Below are 17607 nucleotides of genomic sequence, written 5' to 3' on the forward strand. Positions count from 1 at the left end.
ACAACAACACAACATAACAAAGCACTACTAGTGCGCTGACCACAAACGATCACCGGGGTTTGGTCACTCAGTCCGGGACCGAGGGCGACCTCACCGGCGGTGTCGTTCACGCGGTACCCGAGCACGTTCGCGACACTGCGGGCCAGCACATCCGGGTGCCGGTGTGTTCGCGTTGCGCCACCGCGGATGCGCGTGCAACTCTCGCCCTTGCCCTCCCCGCCGGGCCGAACTAGGACCCGGCCCCGGTTTCCAAAATCCTTGGAGGAACGTATGAGTGATGTAGGCACCGTCACTGGCAAGGTGGTCGTGAACAGGGTGATGTCGCTGGACGGCTTCATCGCCGGTCCTGGCCACGCGATGGACTGGATCTTCGAGTACATGACTGCGGATACGGTCCCGGAGGTCATGGCGGCCACGGGCGCCATGCTCATCGGCCGGAGTACTTACGAGGTCGGCAAGCGTATGGCCGACCAGGACACCAGCTACGACGGGGGAGCACAGTTCGTCCTCACCCACAATCCTCCCGCCGAGCCGGACCCTGCCGTCACATTCCTCACCTGTGGACTTGAGGAAGCCGTTGCCACGGCACGCAGCGCCGCGGGCGGCAAGAACCTGGAGATCCTCGGTGCCGATGTGGCCGCCCAGTGTCTGCAGCGCGGGCTCGTCGACGAGATCCTGGTGTATGTCCTACCGCTGCTGCTCGGCGAGGGTGTCCGTTTCTCGCCTCCAGGCCTCGACAGGATCGACCTGGAACCTTTCAGCAATACCCAGTCGGGCGCCGTCACCATGCTCCGCTTCCGCGTGCGAAAGTAGGCGCAGCCCTCCAACGGCTACAGCGATGTCCCTGAACGTTCGCCGGGCACGGTCAGCGCACGGACACCAGAGCGTGAACACGATCAGCACAACACCCACCACCGGCCACCGGCCACGCGGAGCCGCCTTGGGCGCAGGATTCCACCTGCACGCCCACGCGACCCCACCACGGTGGGAAACGATCCCGGAAACCCCATCCGACTCAGGATCGCTAAGCTGATCAGGGACGCTTGAATCATCATCGCCCGCCGCACCAGGATCGAGCTGCCCTTGCCCCGCCGCATGATCTGCACCAGCCGCTGACCTTCCTCATCACTCAACGCCGCGCTCTGACCGGCTCAGCCACCCCGGCCCCTCCACCTCGACAACGATCACATCGCTAACGAGCGTGAAACCCGCGCCTCCCAGAACCCGGCACATCCACCGGCGTGTCACAAACCCGGCCAACCTTCGTGGTCACCGCACTAGCGACGTCGGGCGGCTGCGGCGGGAAATGTCGGAGGGCGCCGTTACCGTTTCTCCCGTGACCAGCCCTGGCGACGTACCATCCGAACTCCTCGACCGGCTGCGGCCCATCTGTCTCGCGCTGCCGGAGGCCTACGAGGAGCCGGCCTGGGTGGGCGTGCGCTGGCGCATCCGCCAGCGCACGTTCGCCCACGTACTCACCGTCGACCCCGACCACCAGATGGCCTACGCCCGAGCGGCCGGCACCGACGAGCCCGTCTGCGTCCTGACCTTCCGGTCGCCGGTCGACGAGGTGCACGCCCTCGTCGCCCAGGGCGACCCGTTCTTCAAGCCCGACTGGGGCGCCGACGTCCTCGGCATGGTCGTCGAGGAGGCAACCGACTGGGACGAGGTCGGCGAGTTACTCACCGAGAGCTACTGCCTGCTGGCACCCAAGAAACTGATGGCCCAGGTGGCCGCTCCGGCCGAACAGCCGGCTCCCGGCCGACCCGCTCGCGCCTGACCGAGGCGCCCGACGATCACCCATCCCGGGGTACGCCCGAGCGGCTCTCCCCCGGGTGCTCCAGGGCCACTCGTCGCGCGAGACCGGCCGGTCACCGCTCGCGCCTGCTCCCTGACCGCTCGTCCGCGGTAAAGTCCTTCGCCCCAATGCCATCGACAGGCAACGATCAGGATCGTTCCGCATCGAGCAGGAACGTTCGCGGACCTGTCACGGTCAGGAGGAGAAGCAGTGAAGAGATCATCGGCTCTCGGCATCGCCGTCGCGGTCGGGCTCGCGTTCGCCGGGCTGTCCGTGTCGACTAACCCGGCGGTCGCGGCGGCGACACCCGGCGTCGCCGCCCCCGTCCAGGCCTCCGACGGCGCGTACGTGGCGCAGGAGACGATCGTCGGCCCGCGCCTGGTCGATCTCACGATCCAGTCGCCGGCGCTCGGCCGGGCCGCCACCGTGCGTCTGCTGACGCCGGATGGCTGGGAGCAACGGGCGCGCGGGGACCACTGGCCTGTGCTCTACCTCTTGCACGGCTGCTGCGACTCGTACGTCAGCTGGACCCGCTCCACGGATGTTGCCAGCATCCCCGAGCTCAGGGACGTCCTGGTCGTGATGCCGGAAGCCGGTGCCGCCGGCTGGTACAGCGACTGGTGGAACGGTGGCCACGGCGGCGCCCCGGCGTGGGAGACGTTCCACCTGAGCGAGGTGCGCCAGATCATCGAGCGCGGCTACGGGGCGGGCCCGAAGCGGGTGGTGGCGGGTCTGTCGATGGGCGGCTTCGGGGCGATGTCCTACGCCGCCCGCAACCCGGGCATGTTCCGGGCGGCGGCGTCCTTCAGCGGCGTCGTGCACCCGTTGCGCGACGTGTCGTCCTGGCTGCCGTTCTTCGCGCGTACCGGGCTGGACCCGTACGCGCTGTGGGGCGACCCGGTGGCGCAGCGGGACATCTGGCAGGACCACGACCCGTACTACCTGGCCAAGCGGCTGCGGCACACGGCGCTTTTCGTGGCCACCGGCGACGGCACCGCGGGCGGGCCGTTCGACGCGCCGGGGCGGACCGACGGCCTGGAGGCGCTGATCCACCAGGAGAACGTCGACTTCGTCGAGCAGCTGCGCGAGCAGGGTGTCTCCGTCACGACCGACTTCTACGGTCCCGGCAGCCACAGCTGGCCGTACTGGCAGCGGGAGCTGCACCGGTCGCTCCCGATGCTGCTCGCCGCGCTGGAGACGGGGCGCGGCGTGATGACCCACGCCCCTCAGTACTGAGGTCGGTCGGCCTGCAACGGCCGGAGGGAGCGTTCCGATCGGAACGCTCCCTCCGGTTTCAGCGGGTGTTACCGGCTAGCTGATGAACTTGAAGTAGGCGCGGTACTGGAATCCGTTGTCGAGGGTCAGGACGAACTCGCGGCAGGTGCCGGCCCAGGACGGGTCGGTCTTCCACGGGTAGTTGTACTGACCGGGCGTGCTGACCGACAGCGAGGATCCGCCGGGGTTGCGGGCCGCGACCGGGGTCGGCCGCGGGGTGGTCGCCCCGCTCGGGTTGACGGTCTTGAGGGTGTCGCAGTCGACCAGCCGCGAGTACGGCGAGCCGCTGGCGAGGATGTTCAGGCCGCGGTCGGCGGCGAGCTTGAACTTCATCGGTGCCGCGTCACCGGCGATGACGGTGTTCAGCGCCGGCTGCGCCGAGCGGCCGACGAAGTCACCGCGGCAGGACGGGTGGGTGTCGAACGCCTCGGTGTTGTCGTCCCGGGCGGTCGTGCCCTGCACCGCGCTGTAGCCGAGGCCACGGCGGGCGAAGGAGCCCCAGATGATGCAGGCGTTCTCCCCGCCGGTGAGCGCGGCGTCGGCGGCGATGATCGCGTTACGGCCGGTCACGAAGCCCGGTCCGCAACCCTGGAGCTTCAGCCCGTCGATGACCAGCTGCAGCGCCAGGTTGTTACCGCCGGTGTTCCACCCGTCGTAGATGTTCGGGTTGAAGCCGTGGCGGTCGATCAGGTTCCAGGTCATGTCCCACAGGACGGAGGTCCAGCCGTGGCCGATGCCGTGCGGCGCGGCCAGCGAGGTGCCGTTGAGCCAGCCGCCGGTCTTGATGCTGTCGTAGGTGAACGGCTGGATGTCCATGTTCCGCGAGTACGGCCGCGGCCGGATGCCGCCGCCGTGCCGGTCGTCCTGGAACAGCACGTACGGGCCCATGCCGCGCTGACCGTCGGCCGTGTCGAACTTCGGGTCGAGCAGCATGGTGAGCGCGACGTAGTCGCTCCAGCCCTCGCCCATCTGCTCGTTGCCGGTGAGGCAGTTGACGGTCGGGCCACCGGTGAGCCGGTTGGAGATGCCGTGGGTGTACTCGTGGATGATGACACCGGCGTCGAGGTCGCCGTCCCGGATGCCCGGGTGGTTCGGGTGCATACGCACCGAACCGGTGGCGGTGCCGGCGGCGATGGCGGCCTTGATGGCGGCGCCGTCGGCCTGGGTCACGGCGACCGCCGGGATGGTGACCGGCGCGGTCGTCATGGCGCCGGTGAGCACCGGCGCGGAGCCCGTCGCGTTGTGGGCGACGACGAGCGCCTTGGCGCCGGCGGCCTGGGCGACCTGGGCACGCTGGAGGTAGGTGCAGGCGGTGGTGCCGCCGTCGACCACGCTGATCCAGCCGCCGGAGGGCAGCGTGGCGGGGTACGCCGCGGCGGTGCAGCCGGTGCCGGCGTAGACGAGCTGGTGCCCGGCCAGGCCGGCCTTGGTGGGCGCCGGCGTAAACCGCGACCACGACGCGTCGAACGAGCCCACGCCGTCCACGACGACCTGGTTGGGGCTGCCGAACTGGGTGCCCGGCCACAGGTACATCTGCATCCGCGGCGTGCCAACGCCGTCCACCGGCGGGGTGGAGAAGTTCGCGTTGTTGGTGCCGCCGCCGTCGGCCGCCTCAGCCCGGACGTAGTCGCCGCCCGCGCCGCCCCGGCCGTAGTTGTTGTCCTGGAAGTTCCCCGACGCCTCGTCGAAGCCGTAGCGGTGGGTGACGTCGTGGATGATGTTGTTCCAGTAGAAGAGGTTGGCGGTCGCCGCGTCCCGGTAGTTCTGCGCGTGCCCGCCCAGATCCATCGGGAAGTCGAAGGTCAGGTTCGCCCCGCCGTCCGGGCTGCTGCCGACGTCCGGCGCGTTGTTGTTGTCCTGGTCCTGGTAGGCGTGGACGTTGTTGCCCTGGGTGGTGGTGTGCTCGGCGCCGGCGGCGCCGTTGGTGTCGTGCCAGCCGTACGGGGAGGCGTCCCCGTCCGCCGGGTTGGTCGCCAGGGTCCGCGGGCCGTCGTTCGGGCTCTCCTTGGGCGCGTTGAACACCCGGTAGCTCGACCCGTCCTGGACGGGGTTCGGCGAGCTGGGGTTCGCGGCGCTGAGCGGCGGCGCCGACGTCGCGGTACGGCCGAGGTTGCTGGCGATCTCCGCCGTGTCCTCGTGGGTGGTCCAGTCCTCGGCGTTGAGCAGCTTGCCGGTCTGGGCGTCGACGCTGGCGTTCCACAGGTGAACGTCGGAGGAGTCGTCGATGACCAGCTGCCAGGCCAGGCGCAGCCCGTCGTCGGTCGGCTGCCACCCCAGCTTGGCCGGGATCGGCTGGTCGGAGATGCCGCTGCCGGACACGACGGTGGGCTGGGCCGCGCCGCCGCTGCTGCTCATCACCTTCGGGTTGGCCGGGTCCGCGAGGTCGAGGCCGTCGGCGGCGGCCTGCACGGCCTCGACCGCGTCCAGGGAAGCGGCCCCGGAGGCCTTGTCCGACAGGCCGGACACCAGAGTGCCAGCGCCACCGACGAAGATGACACTGCCGTCCCGGGCGATGTTCACCGTCGTCATGGCCCCGAACACGTCGAGGTCCTTGTACCGCTGGGCCAGGTTGATGTGGGTGACCCCGTTGTGGCGGCTGGTGTAGCTCGACGCCACCGCGAGGTCGGACAGGTCACCGGCGGCGACACCGAAGTCACCGGGATGAGCCCGCAGATAGGACATGGCGATGTCCTTCGCCGCGCCTTCGTTCGGGCCGGTCAGGAAAATCGGATTCTTCGGACCAGGCCCATCGGGCTCAGCCCAAGCCGGTCCCGCGGTCAACGACGTCGTAGCCGCGACCAGGGTCGTGGACAGCAACAACGCGGCGTTGCGACGACCACGGGACGGACGCCAATGCAGAGGCACCGTAGCTCCTTTCGGGGGTTGAAAAAGACAGCACGGAGCACCGATCCACCACCGCCACCCGGCGGCCCGCCACGACCATCCGCGGCACTCGCCCGGCGGTCACGTTCAGTAATCAGACCCGTGCGAGGTGAATTGCATCGACGCTACGGTGCCCTTTACGGGCCGATCATCCGACGAGTGGCGAATTATTGGACCGGCGGGTCCTACGCCTGTCGTGACCTGCAGGATCACGCGAAGGTAAAGACTCAAAGTCGTGGGCGCAAATATGCCCATACCTCGCGAGGGCTCCTTGACCAACGACCGATCGACGGTACGGTCCTTACTCACACGACGCGTCCTCCCAGCATTTGGACGTCGCGCGTCAGGTCCTTCGATCGGAAGGCGGCACATGACACACCAACCAACTACTAGATCACGCAGAGGCCGGCAGGCGCTCGGCCTCCTGGCCGCGGGGCTGCTCATGGCCGCCTCGGTGCCTGGCACGGCGTCGGCAGCGGAGCCCGATCCGCGCGTCGGCCTCGGCGCCGGCTGGCTCGACGCGCAGTCGGCGATCAGCAACCTGGAGCACGTCGGGCACAGCGACAAGCCGGCGGGCTTCGTCGACCCGGCGAACCCGGGTAACGGCGGGTTCTACAACTCGGACTTCGCCTTCAGCGGCAAGTACGCGTTGTCGGGCAACTACAACGGGTTCAACATCATCGACGTCTCCAAGCCCGCCGACCCGACCGTGGTCACCAGCGTGGTGTGCCCCGGCGGGCAGGGCGACCTCTCCGTCTACGGCAACCTGGTCTTCATGTCGGTGGAGGAGTCGCGCGGGCGGGTCGACTGTGGCACGAACGCCAGCGTCGGCACCCGGTTCCAGGGCGTCCGGATCTTCGACATCAGCGACGTGCGCAACCCGGTGCAGGTCGCGGGGGTTCAGCTTTGCCGCGGCTCGCACACGCACAGCGTGGTGACCGACCCCAAGGACCCCAACAACATCTACATCTACGTCTCCGGCACCACCTCGGTGCGGCCGGCGACGACGATGGAGGGCTGCAACAACAACGCCGCGGACGGTGAGAACCCGTCGCGGTGGCGGATCGACGTCATCAAGGTGCCGCTCGCGGCGCCTCAGCAGGCCGCCGTCGTGAACCAGCCGCGGCTGTTCCAGGACCCGCAGACGGGCCGGATCGACGGCCTGCAGAACGGGCCGCAGACGCCTCGGCACCCGTCCGGCAGCACCTGGTCGCCGTCGCCGAACACCAACGCCTGCCACGACATCACCGCGTACCCGGAGATCGGGCTGGCCGCCGGCGCCTGCCAGGGCAACGGCATCCTGATCGACATCTCGGACCCGGCGAACCCCCGCCGGATCGACGAGGTGTCCGACCCGAACTTCGCGTACTGGCACTCGGCGACGTTCAACAACGACGGCACCAAGGTCATCTTCACCGACGAGTGGGGTGGCGGTAGCGGTGCCCGCTGCCGCGACACCGACCTGCCGGAGTGGGGCGCCAACGCCATCTTCGACATCGTCGACAAGAAGATGAAGTTCGCCAGCTACTACAAGCTGCCGGTTCCGCAGACGCTGCAGGAGAACTGCGTCGCGCACAACGGGTCGCTGATCCCGGTGCCGGGTCGCGACATCATGATGCAGGCCTGGTACCAGGGCGGCATCTCGGTGTTCGACTTCACCGACTCGAAGAACCCGCGCGAGATCGCGTTCTTCGACCGGGGTCCGGTCAACCCGAACTCGCTCGTGCTCGGTGGGTTCTGGTCGGCGTACTGGTACAACGGCAACCTCTACGGCAACGAGATCGCCCGTGGCTTCGACGCGTTCAAGCTGACCCCCAGCCAGCACCTGTCGAAGGCGGAGATCCAGGCGGCCTCCGAGGTGCAGCTCGGCCAGTTCAACGCCCAGGGCCAGCCGAAGGTCAGCTGGACGCCGAGCTTCGCGGTTGCCCGCGCGCACTACGACCAGCTCGTCCGTGCCGAGGCCCTCGGTAACCCGCTGAAGTCCCAGGTCGACATGTTCCTCCAGCGGGCCGAGCGGTTCTCCGCCAACGGCCAGCGGGACGCCGCCGTGTCCCAGCTGCAGGAGATCGCCGGCAAGCTGACCGCTTCGGACCAGCAGAAGCTGAAGCAGGCGATCCTGGACCTGGCGGGCTCGCTCTGACCGGCCCCTGACCGAAGGGCACCTCGGCTCGAAGCCTTCGAGCCGAGGTGCCCTTCACCGGTCGTGCATCGACGGCACGCTGGAGGCGCACACCAGCCATCCCAGCTCCGATGCCTCGACCCACCCCCGGCCGTGGAAAGCGCCTCCCCGCGTCACTCGCAATGATCGGCCCTTGGTACAGGTAGCCGTTTCGTGACCTGGTGAGGGCGACGGACATGAGGCACCATGGCCTTCACTAATGCGCAGCTCAAGCCCGGATTGGTACGTGAATCATGCACCTCTCTCGTCGCGTGGTCATCTCCGCCGTGGTCGCCACGGTCGTCGTCGGCTCGGGGGTGGGTGTCGCCCTGTGGGCGAACGGCGACGATCCCGGGTACCGCCCGCCGAGCGCGCACGTGGTGCAGCCGGGGGCACCGGGCCAACCGGGCAAGTCGCTGTCCGGGACCGACCTGTCGCAGGTCTCGCCGCCGGGCTTCACCGCGGCGGACAGCCTCTTCATCCAGGGGATGATCCCGCACCACGCACAGGCCCTGGAGATGACCGCGCTTCTGCAGGGACGCACCACCAACCCGGACGTGACCCTGCTCGCCAAGCGGATCGACGTGTCGCAGACGGACGAGATCGCGCGGATGCAGCGGTGGCTCACGGAGCGGAACGTGCCGAGCACGGGGCCGAACGGAGGCCACGCCGGGCACGACAAGCTCATGCCGGGAATGCTCACCGCCGAGCAGCTCGACCAGCTCAAGCAGGCACGCGGCGCGGAGTTCGACCGACTCTTCCTCACGTTCATGATCCGCCACCACCAGGGCGCGTTGGCGATGGTGGAGGAGCTCTACGCGACCGGCGGTGGGCTCGAGCCGGCGAGCGACCAGTTCGCCCGTGAGGTCAACGCCGACCAGAGCATCGAGATCCAGCGGATGCAGGAGATGCTCGCCAAGATGGGCTGAGATCCCGGCGACCTGGCTGGCGGGCATCCGCCGGCTGCCCCTGGTCGCCACCCGGCGTCAGGACCTGTTGGGAGGTCGGTCCGCAACTGACCTCGAGGTCGGGACTCCGCCGTGGTGTTCGAGCACCTTTCCGAGCAGCGCGACCAGGGCCCGCCGTTCGGCGACCGACAGCGGGGCGAGAAGCTCGTCCTGCGCGGTGTCGAGCGCGCGGTCCAGCCGCTGAAGCTGTTGGATGCCCGCCGTGGTGATCGTGACGGTGTTGCGTCGCCGGTCCGCCGGGTCTGCGCTGCGTTCGACGAAGCCCTCCCTCGCCAGCTCCGTCACGGCCGCGACGACGTCGCTGCGGTCCATGCGGCCGCGCCGCCCCAACTCCGCCTGGCTTGCCGGACCGAACTCCTGTAACGCCGCGAGCACCCGGTAGTGATAACCGCGCGCGCTGGAGACGGCGAACGCCTCGGAAACGAGCCGCCGGGCGTGTACGGCGGTCTGACTGATCAACCAGCTCGCCTTGGTGGCGAGACGACTCGGCGCTGATTCCACGGGTGACCATGGTAACGGAAACGTTGGCTGCGCCAACGTTTCGGCTTATCGTTGGTGTCGCCAACGATATGGAGGACCGACATGTCATCTGTGGCCGACCGCGCCGAGATCGCCGAACTGGTCGCCCGGCTCGCGCGGGCACTCGACGAGCGGCGCTTCGACGACCTACGGACCGTCTACGCCCCGAACGCCGAGACCAGCAGCCCGCGCGGCGTCCTGCGCGGCGTCGACGAGATCGTCGACGTTGTGCGGCGAACCAGCCCGGAGCAGGAGTCGACCCAGCACCTCAACACCGACGTGGTGGTCGACCTCGACGGCGACCGCGCCGGGGTCAGCACCCATCAGCTCGTGTACTTCTTCCACCGGGGCGAGGCGCCGCACCGGACAGCCGGCATCCGAGCCCGTTACACCGCCGTACGGACACCGGCCGGCTGGCGCTTCGCGCACGCTGAGATCTCCCCGCTCTGGCAACGCGTCTCGGCATAGCCGCCCGAGCCCACCCTGCCGCCTGCCGACCGGTTCACCGCGCCAAATGAAGGCGGCCCGGCTGGTCACCAGCCGGGCCGCCCGATCGGGTCGTACGGTCAACCGCCGAGGCTCGCGGCGGCCGATGCGATCGCCGAGGCGAAGTAGCTCACCTGGGTATAGACACCCGGGTAGTTGGGCCGGGCGCAGCCGTTGCCCCAGCTGACGATGCCGACCTGGATCCAGGCGTTGCTGGCGTCGCGGCGGAACATCGGGCCGCCCGAGTCACCCTGACAGGTGTCCACACCGCCGCTGGCATAGCCGGCGCAGATCTCCTCGGCGGTGATGATCTGACCGCCGTAGTAGGAGTTGCAGGTGGAGTCGCTGACGAACGGGACCGTCGCCTTGAGCAGGTACCGCTGCTGCGGACCGCCCTCGTACGGGGGCCCCAGCCGGCGACCGTGAAGGTGCCGTTGTCGTACGCGGTGGTGTTGGCGATCTTCAGCGTGCTCAGCGAGGTCACCGGCGTGGCCAGTCGGATCAGGGCCCAGTCCTTACCGTTGCCGTTGTAGCCCGGGGCGCGGTAGACGTAGTTCGACTTCACGGTGATCCGGCTGGACGACTGGAGGTCAACCACGCCGAGGGTCGCGGTGATGCTGGTGTTGGTGCCCGTGGCACCAACGCAGTGCGCGGCGGTGAGCACCAGCCGCGGACTGTAGAGGGCGCCGCCGCAGCCCATCGAGAGCCGCACCATGAACGGGAACTCGCCCTGGGCGGCCCGGGTGCCGCCGACGACGTACGGCGAGACGGTACCGTCGGACGCGGCGGCGGGTGCCGCGAGAGTGAGGCTGCCTGCGGTCACCGCGGCGAGCGCGGCGGCCAGCAGGCCGGTGAGGGTACGCCAGCGAACCATTTATGACTCCGCATCAGGACGGCACGCCTCGTGAGCGCACCTGATTCGAGATTGCGGACATCATATTGAGATCAATGGATAGGCCGCGACATACCCTCTGGGTCGTATCCGCGCGTTATGGACACCAGATCCACCCCGGCGCCGTCCGGTCGACGGGTCAGGCACCGGCTGCGACGGCCACCCCGAGGCACAACAACGTCACCCCGGTGACGGCCTGCATCACGCGCCGGAACTGCGGCCTGGTCATCCGAGAGCGCCCCTTGTCGATGGCCCACACGAAGCCGCAGAACCAGGCACCCGACACCGCCGCCCACACCAAGCCGAGGGCGATGCAGGATGCGAGCACCGGGCCCCGAGGGCCGACGAACTGCGGCAGCAGCGACACCGCGAAGACACCCGCCTTGGGATTCCCGAGGCTGGTCGCCACGCCGACGACAAAGGCGCGCCCGCCCTCCCCGGACCGCCGAGTCGCCGTCGCCTTCGGCACCGCGGCCGACACCACCCTGGCCCCGCTAGCGGCACGTCTCACCACCCTGCTGACCGAGGTCAGCGCAGAGCTCGCCAGAACGTGGGCAGCACACCCGGTGGCCGACTGATCCGCGCCGGCCTCGGGGGCACCCGGCCTTCTGCCCATAGCCGATTTCGTTGGCACGAGGGTCCTGCATCGGGTCAGGTAGCGACATGCCGCCCGACACCGTGCCGCCGCCCCGGCTCCTCCGGTCCTCGCCGTACTGGCCGGTACTCAGCCATCCCCTGCTGCGCCGCGTCCTGCCCGGACTGGCGGTGTCCGCCCTCGGCGACGGCATGTCGTTGATCGCGGTGACCTGGCTGGCGATCCAGCTCGCGCCACACGGGCAGCGCGGGACCTGGGTAGCGGTCGCGGTGGCGGCCTACACCCTGCCCAGCGCGGCCGGAACCGTGATCTTCGGCCGGCTGCTGAGCGGCCGAAACGGTGCCCAGCTCGCCGGCTGGGACGCGATCCTGCGCGCCGCCGCACTCGCGGCCATCCCCGCCGCCCACCTGTTCGGGGTGCTCAGCATCGGGTGGTACGTGATGCTGCTCGCCGCGTCGTCGTTGCTGCACTCGCGGGGCTCCGCCGGGCGCTTCACCTTGATCGCCGAACTGCTCCCCCGACGGCACCACCTGCCCGCCAACGCGGTGCTCTCGATCATCGGCCAGGTCGCCACCATCACCGGGCCGCCACTGGCGGCCATCCTCATCAGTTGGGCCGACCCAGTGTGGGTCATCGCCATCGACGCGGTCAGCTTCGCCGTCCTGGCCCTCACGTACCGCCTCGCGATTCCGGCCACCGGCCGGACGGCTCCGGCAGACCGCGGCTCCTCCCGCACCGCCGGCTTCGCCGTCATCCGCCACGACCCAGCGCTGCTCGGCCTGCTGGCCCTGACCTTCGGGTTCTTCTTCCTCTTCGGGCCGTTCTACGTGGCCATGCCGATCCATGTCGTGGAGGATCTGCACGCCACCGCACCGACGCTCGGCATCTACTACACCGCGTTCGGGGTCGGCGCCCTCGTCGGCGGGCTCGCCACCGGGTACCTGCACCGCTGGTCGTTGTGGCCCACCACGGTCGGCATCGTCATCGGGTTCGGCGCCGCCATGCTGCCCCTCGGCCTGAACGCACCGATCGGCCTGTCGCTTCCGGCCTTCGCCCTCGCCGGCCTGGTCTGGGCTCCGTACCGGTCCACGTCGATGGCGCTGTTCCAGCGCAGCACCACCACGACCACACTCCCTCAGGTCCTGGCGGCCAACGGCGCCGTCACCGTCCTGGCGGTGCCGCTGGGCACCATGCTCGGCGGCCCGCTGACGGCCGCCGTCGGAGCCCGGCAGGCACTGCTCCTGTGCGCCGTGGCGACCATCGTCCTCGGCGTCGTCGCCGCGGGGCTCACCATCCTGGCCCGCAAACCGCACCCACCTGGCGGCGATCCGCCCTCGGCAGGCTCCCCCGGTGGCGCCGCTCGTGACGGCGGCGCCACCCGGGGCGCGGAGACCCGCTACTGAGCCCAGCCGTAAGTGCCCCGACGCTCGGCGGGGATGCCGTGGCGTGGTTCGTCCTTGAGGATCCACACCGGATTCGAGAAGCCGATCACGTCGCCGTCGGCGTTCCTGACCTCCACCCGCAGGTAGTAGCCCGTCCGGGTCGGGAGCACCAGGTGCGCCCGCCCCTCATTCGGATCGACGGTGATCTGCCGAGAGCTGGTGGCGGGAGCGGGGTCGGACAGGCCGGCAAAGTCGACCGCGCCGGTGACGAGGTGCACCGTTGCCGCGTCGGGAAGCTGCGTGACCGAGATCGTCACCGGTGCCTGGGCGGCCGGTGTCACCAGCACGCCGCCCATCGGGACGGTGCCGCGGACCAGGATGTCCAGCTGGCCGCGCCACTGTTGGGGATCCCAGAACCAGGCGCGCCCGGCGCGCAGGCCCGCGAACAGGTCGGCCTCGTCGGTGGAGTCGGCCCACACCGAGGTGATCCAGCGCTGCTTCTGGTTGACCCAGTCCGAGCCGCCGTGGTCATCGCTGACGCCAGTCGCGGTCACGAACACCGCGTTGCGCGCCGCCGCGTCGTACGCGAAGACGGACTCCTCGAAGTCTTCCTTGCTGCCCACCTCGATCAGGTCGGCGCCGAGCGCGTTCGTCTCGATGAGCAGGCGGGCGAGTTCCGGCCCTGACGGGGCGTCCTCGAGCGGGTGGTTGAAGGCCACCAGGCCCTTGTTCGCGTGGACGAAGTCGACCATGGCCAGGGCGGCTTCGACGGTGGTGACCTTGTTCGGCGGCGCGTCCCCGTAGTCGGGAAGGGTGAAGTTCCCGCCGAAGGCGTTCAGGTGGCGCACCAGCGAGATCTCGGTCCCGTGGAACTGGCGGACGGCGGGGTAGCGGCGCTCGTACTCGCGCATCATCTCGTCCTGCAGCACCACCGACTCGTCACCGTCGCGGCGGGTACGCAGGAAGCGCAGCCGGTCGACCACGCCCGAGGCGAGGGCCCCGTTCCGCGATCGGATGCCGACGCGCAGCCGGTGGATGCCGCTGTCGGCGGCGACGACGTCGGGCCACAGGGCGGCGACGTCGGACTCCAGGTCGAGGCGGAGCCGCTGCCACGTACCGGGCGTGACCTGCAGGCCGACGACGCCGAGGAGGCCGTCGTTCTCGGTCCACCGCCCCGCTGCCTGGCCGATGCGGTACTCCAGCGTGTAGCGCCCCGCCCGGCGCCCCGCCGTGGCCGGCCGGTAGGAGGAGAGCACCCTGACCAGCAGTTCGGCGTCCGGACCGAGGTTCTCGGCGAGGACGTCGAGCTCAAGAATGGTGGCCGCCAGGCTGGTGGTGTATGTGCTGTTCCAGGCGACGCCCTCGTAGAGCAGGGCTCCCCAGGCCGATCCCGGGGCCTGCGCCTGAAGGCGCATGGCCTTCCCGGGCTCGTCCGGCGAATGCGGTTCGTTGACGAAGGTGCCCACCGCGAGGTCGGGCTTGCCTTCGACAATCTTGTTCCACGTCCACGATTTCCCGTTCTCCGGCTCGCTGAGGCCCTCGAAGCGGACGGCCTGGCGGTAGCCGTGTGCCTGCATCCGGAAGTCGTGGTCCGTCCACCAGATGACGTCGACGCCGTGTTCGGTCGCCTGCTGGAGGTGGGCATCCATGCTCGCCGTTCCCTCACTGAAGGCGGAATGGATGTGCATCGCCATGCTCACGGCACGTGTGCCACGAGGAGCGGCGGGGAGCGTGCTGTGTGCCACGGCAGCGGGGACCGGACCGACTGCCGTGCCGATCCCGATCGCGGCGCCGAGTTTCAAGGCGCCGCGTCGCGAAATAGGGGATGTCATGGACCGACTCCTTCTCAGCAAGAGGTGGCCCCAGGCACGCTAGGAATCCGAAATGATCTCCGGCAGATCCCAGTTGGTCCACAGCTGAACAGCGAAGGAACATCGGCGAGCAGGATGAATCCCCCGACTCGGGCGCGGGAGCGGCGGCCACCACGAACCGGACTGCGGTGAAGTGCCTGGCCGTTACCGGGCGAGTCGGTCGCGGGATTCCGGCGACAATGGTCGCTGCCCGCCACCTGCTGGTCGGCCTGATGCTCACCGCCCTGCAGGAGGCCCACCAGGACGAACACCGCGGCGCAGCGAACCAGCAGGCCAGACCCCGCCGCGGAGCTCAGGGAACCGTCAGTCCAGGAACAGCCGGCGCGACAACAATTGACGGTCATCGCTTTCTTTCCTAGGTTGATCGTCATGATTATCAATGTTCGGCGACTTCTGGCGATGCTGGCCGCCTTCGTGATGGCCACCGTCGTCGGCATGCCCGATGCGGTCGCCGCAGCGGTCCAGCCCATCAACGACCTCGGCACCGGCAGCTACCTCGGCTTCCAGGGCGGCCTGTATCCGGCGGGCCGGAACACCATGCCGGACGCTCACCGCACGGCCGGAGTCACCCGAGCCCTGCGCGTACGTCCGCTCGACACCACCGGCGCGCCAAGCCCGAACGGCAAGTACGTCCTGCTGTCCATCGGCATGTCCAACACCACCCAGGAGTTCTGCTCGGGAGACGGCAGCGGGAAGTGCGCGTCGTACTCGTTCATCGGTCAGGCTGCCGCGGACCCGCAGGTCAACCACGACAAGCTGGTCATTGTCGACGGCGCCGCGGGCGGCCAGACCGCCGGCACCTGGGACGCGCCGGCCGACGCCAACTACGACCGGGTCCGGGACACGAGACTGGCGCCCCTCGGCCTGACCGAGCGGCAGGTCCAGGTCGCCTGGGTCAAGGTCGCCAACGCCAACCCGTCGGTGTCCCTGCCCGCGACCAACGCCGACGCCTACCAACTCGTGACCCAGCAGGGCAACATCCTCCGGGCGTTGAAGAAGCGCTATCCCAATCTGCAGCAGGTCTTCTTCTCCAGCCGGATCTACGGCGGCTACGCCACCACCAGCCTGAACCCGGAGCCGTACGCCTACGAGACGGGCTTCGGCGTCAAGTGGGTGATCCAGGCGCAGATCACTCAGATGTCGGGCGGTGGCACCGATCCTCGGGCCGGCAACCTGGACTACAACAACACCACCGCGTGGGCGACCTGGGGCCCCTACCTCTGGGCCAACGGCCTGCAGCCCCGCTCCGACGGGCTCGTCTGGGACCGGTCGGACTTCGGCTCGGACGGTACGCATCCGTCCAACTCGGGGCGGCAGAAGGTGGGGAGCCTGCTGCTGCGTTTCTTCAAGACCTCACCCCACACGGCCTGCTGGTTCGTCGTCGGCGGCAGCTGCGCCTGAGGCTCCGCCGCGTGCGCCGCAGCGGCTGACGACCGCGCAGGCCCGCGATCCCGGCGTATTCGGTGGCCGGTCCCGCCACCGGATACGCCGAGGCGGCCGGTCAGCTACCGTCGGCGCCGCTGACGGTGCGCAGCAGTTCGGCACGCGCGGCCTCCAGCGCGACGAACAGTGCCCCGGTGAGCGATGCCGCCTCGCCTAGCGCGCTGATCTCGATCCGCGGCGGGAACGGCGCGTACGCGTTGACGGTTTCCCGGACCGTCGGCAGCAGCAGCGGGTTGCGGCCCACACCCCCGCCGAGTACGACGAGTTCGGGGTCGAAGACTGCGCAGGCGCTGGCGATCGTGAGGCCGAGTTGCCGGGCCTCCGCCTCCACCAGGTCCCGCGCGGCGGGCACTCCCGTGGCGGCCTGGGCGAACAGCTCCTCGACCGTGGTCGGCCGCTTGCCCGGCCAGGTCGGGCGGGCGTCCAGTGCCGCTAGCACACCGTACGCCCCGGCCTCGCCCGCCAGCTGCTCCCTGCCCCGGCCGCCCCGCTGCTCGGGCGGGACGGAGCCCGGCAGCGGCAGGTAGGCCACCTCACCGGCGGCGCCGTGCGCCCCGCGGACCAGTTCACCGTTGTGGACCAGCCCCATGCCGATGCCGGCGCCGACGGCCAGGAACGCGAACGTGGCGACGTCGCGGGCGTGCCCTCGCCAGCGCTCGCCGAGCGCGGCGAGGTTGACGTTGTTCTCCAGGACGACGGGCGCGTCGACGCGCGCCTCGATCGGTGTGATCAGGTCGAAGGAGCCCTCCTCACCGAGGTTGCGGGCGACCGACATGGTGCGGCCGTCGGCGTGGATGACCCCGGGTGCCGACACACCGACCCGGCGAAGCGGTCCGAGCTGGTCGCCTACCGCCTCCGTCGCGGATCCGATCATCCGGGCCACCTTCGCGGCGACCCGGCTCGCCCCGGTGGCTCGGGTCGGCTGCCGCTGTTCGTAGCAGAGCGTCCCGCTCATGTCCGCCGCCGCGACGCGGAGGTTGTCCCCACCGACGTCGACCGCCACCACGTATCCGGCGGTCGGCGCCAGCCGGTAGTAGGTCGGCACCCGGCCGGGTCGGCCGCGCCGCACGCCGGCGTCGACGATCAGGCCACTGTCGACGAGCCGACGGACCACCTCGGAGATGGTGGGCCGGGACAGGCTGGTCAGGCGGGCGAGTTCCGGCCGGGTCATCGGCACACTGTCGAGCAGCGCGGCCAGTACCGCCCGGCCGGACGGGTCGACGGAGACCAACGGGAAACCACCCCTTCGCCGGTTGACCCGGATGCTGCGACGTCGGTCTTGACCGGTGATCGCGAACCGAGTACAAGTTTTTGTTAAGCAGCCTACCTAATGCCCC

Annotated in this window: 13 protein-coding genes and 1 pseudogene; 8 read left to right on the forward strand and 6 right to left on the reverse strand. The window is 69.7% G+C overall.

Annotation, left to right across the window (positions count from 1 at the left end; genetic code table 11):
- Positions 1–270: 270 nt before the first annotated feature.
- The 3 genes from A6A27_RS39350 (at position 271) to A6A27_RS39365 (ending at position 3034) form a co-directional block, all read left to right on the forward strand.
- Positions 271–813 carry a dihydrofolate reductase family protein gene (locus tag A6A27_RS39350; protein WP_073839754.1) on the forward strand — a complete coding sequence of 181 codons (543 nt, stop codon included), beginning with the start codon at positions 271–273 and terminating at the stop codon, positions 811–813.
- Between the two features lie 523 nt (positions 814–1336).
- Positions 1337–1780 carry an MmcQ/YjbR family DNA-binding protein gene (locus A6A27_RS39360; RefSeq protein WP_073839756.1) on the forward strand — a complete coding sequence of 148 codons (444 nt, stop codon included), beginning with the start codon at positions 1337–1339 and terminating at the stop codon, positions 1778–1780.
- A 228-nt stretch (positions 1781–2008) separates the two neighbouring features.
- Complete coding sequence (locus A6A27_RS39365) at positions 2009–3034, forward strand: alpha/beta hydrolase (RefSeq protein WP_073839757.1); 1026 nt, start codon at positions 2009–2011, stop codon at positions 3032–3034.
- A gap of 75 nt (positions 3035–3109) precedes the next feature.
- Here A6A27_RS39365 and A6A27_RS39370 read toward each other — a convergent pair whose 3' ends face one another.
- Positions 3110–5755 carry a M36 family metallopeptidase gene (locus A6A27_RS39370; RefSeq protein WP_241825675.1) on the reverse strand — a complete coding sequence of 882 codons (2646 nt, stop codon included), beginning with the start codon at positions 5753–5755 and terminating at the stop codon, positions 3110–3112.
- 643 nt (positions 5756–6398) lie between these two features.
- Between A6A27_RS39370 and A6A27_RS39375 the strand changes: the two genes are divergently transcribed.
- Entirely contained in the window at positions 6399–8096 is a 1698-nt protein-coding gene (locus tag A6A27_RS39375) for an LVIVD repeat-containing protein (protein WP_073839759.1), read from the forward strand.
- Positions 8097–8368: 272 nt separating this feature from the next.
- Complete coding sequence (locus A6A27_RS39380) at positions 8369–9043, forward strand: DUF305 domain-containing protein (RefSeq protein ID WP_073839760.1); 675 nt, start codon at positions 8369–8371, stop codon at positions 9041–9043.
- A 57-nt stretch (positions 9044–9100) separates the two neighbouring features.
- On the opposite strand, the gene A6A27_RS39385 is transcribed toward A6A27_RS39380, so the two are convergent.
- Entirely contained in the window at positions 9101–9583 is a 483-nt protein-coding gene (locus A6A27_RS39385; protein ID WP_073839761.1) for a MarR family winged helix-turn-helix transcriptional regulator, read from the reverse strand.
- Positions 9584–9664: 81 nt separating this feature from the next.
- On the opposite strand from A6A27_RS39385, the gene A6A27_RS39390 reads away from it, so the two are divergent.
- On the forward strand, positions 9665–10069 hold the full coding sequence (locus A6A27_RS39390) for a nuclear transport factor 2 family protein (protein WP_073839762.1): 405 nt from the start codon (positions 9665–9667) through the stop codon (positions 10067–10069).
- A gap of 98 nt (positions 10070–10167) precedes the next feature.
- Here A6A27_RS39390 and A6A27_RS47895 read toward each other — a convergent pair.
- Together A6A27_RS47895 and A6A27_RS39400 are read right to left on the reverse strand one after the other, a co-directional pair.
- Positions 10168–10961 (reverse strand): annotated as a pseudogene (locus A6A27_RS47895) (S1 family peptidase).
- A 157-nt stretch (positions 10962–11118) separates the two neighbouring features.
- A complete protein-coding gene (locus tag A6A27_RS39400; protein ID WP_158074141.1) occupies positions 11119–11490 on the reverse strand; it encodes a LysE family translocator in 372 nt (123 codons plus the stop codon).
- Between the two features lie 152 nt (positions 11491–11642).
- Between A6A27_RS39400 and A6A27_RS39405 the strand changes: the two genes are divergently transcribed.
- Positions 11643–12977, forward strand: a complete 1335-nt coding sequence (locus A6A27_RS39405; protein WP_083673227.1) for an MFS transporter — start codon at positions 11643–11645, stop codon at positions 12975–12977.
- Here A6A27_RS39405 and A6A27_RS39410 read toward each other — a convergent pair.
- Entirely contained in the window at positions 12971–14605 is a 1635-nt protein-coding gene (locus A6A27_RS39410) for a hypothetical protein (protein ID WP_073839764.1), read from the reverse strand. The two genes, A6A27_RS39405 and A6A27_RS39410, sit on opposite strands and share 7 nt — an antisense overlap.
- Positions 14606–15196: 591 nt before the next feature.
- Between A6A27_RS39410 and A6A27_RS39415 the strand changes: the two genes are divergently transcribed.
- Positions 15197–16228, forward strand: coding sequence for a hypothetical protein (locus tag A6A27_RS39415; RefSeq protein WP_143194418.1), 1032 nt, complete (start codon positions 15197–15199; stop codon positions 16226–16228).
- Between the two features lie 100 nt (positions 16229–16328).
- On the opposite strand, the gene A6A27_RS39420 is transcribed toward A6A27_RS39415, so the two are convergent.
- Positions 16329–17501: an ROK family transcriptional regulator gene (locus A6A27_RS39420; protein ID WP_073839766.1), complete on the reverse strand. Its 1173-nt coding sequence runs from the start codon at positions 17499–17501 to the stop codon at positions 16329–16331.
- Positions 17502–17607: the final 106 nt, after the last annotated feature.

It is taken from the genome of Micromonospora sp. CB01531 (assembly GCF_001905095.1).
Taxonomy (GTDB): domain Bacteria; phylum Actinomycetota; class Actinomycetes; order Mycobacteriales; family Micromonosporaceae; genus Micromonospora.

Excerpts from the sequence above, each read along its gene's own strand:
- A6A27_RS39390 (WP_073839762.1), top strand. The coding sequence starts at position 9,665 with ATGTCATCTGTGGCCGACCGCGCCGAGATCGCCGAACTGGTCGCCCGG.
- A6A27_RS39350 (WP_073839754.1), top strand. The coding sequence starts at position 271 with ATGAGTGATGTAGGCACCGTCACTGGCAAGGTGGTCGTGAACAGGGTG.
- A6A27_RS39370 (WP_241825675.1), bottom strand. The coding sequence starts at position 5,755 with ATGTCCTATCTGCGGGCTCATCCCGGTGACTTCGGTGTCGCCGCCGGT.
- A6A27_RS39375 (WP_073839759.1), top strand. The coding sequence starts at position 6,399 with ATGGCCGCCTCGGTGCCTGGCACGGCGTCGGCAGCGGAGCCCGATCCG.
- A6A27_RS39380 (WP_073839760.1), top strand. The coding sequence starts at position 8,369 with ATGCACCTCTCTCGTCGCGTGGTCATCTCCGCCGTGGTCGCCACGGTC.
- A6A27_RS39415 (WP_143194418.1), top strand. The coding sequence starts at position 15,197 with ATGATTATCAATGTTCGGCGACTTCTGGCGATGCTGGCCGCCTTCGTG.
- A6A27_RS39410 (WP_073839764.1), bottom strand. The coding sequence starts at position 14,605 with ATGGATGCCCACCTCCAGCAGGCGACCGAACACGGCGTCGACGTCATC.
- A6A27_RS39405 (WP_083673227.1), top strand. The coding sequence starts at position 11,643 with ATGCCGCCCGACACCGTGCCGCCGCCCCGGCTCCTCCGGTCCTCGCCG.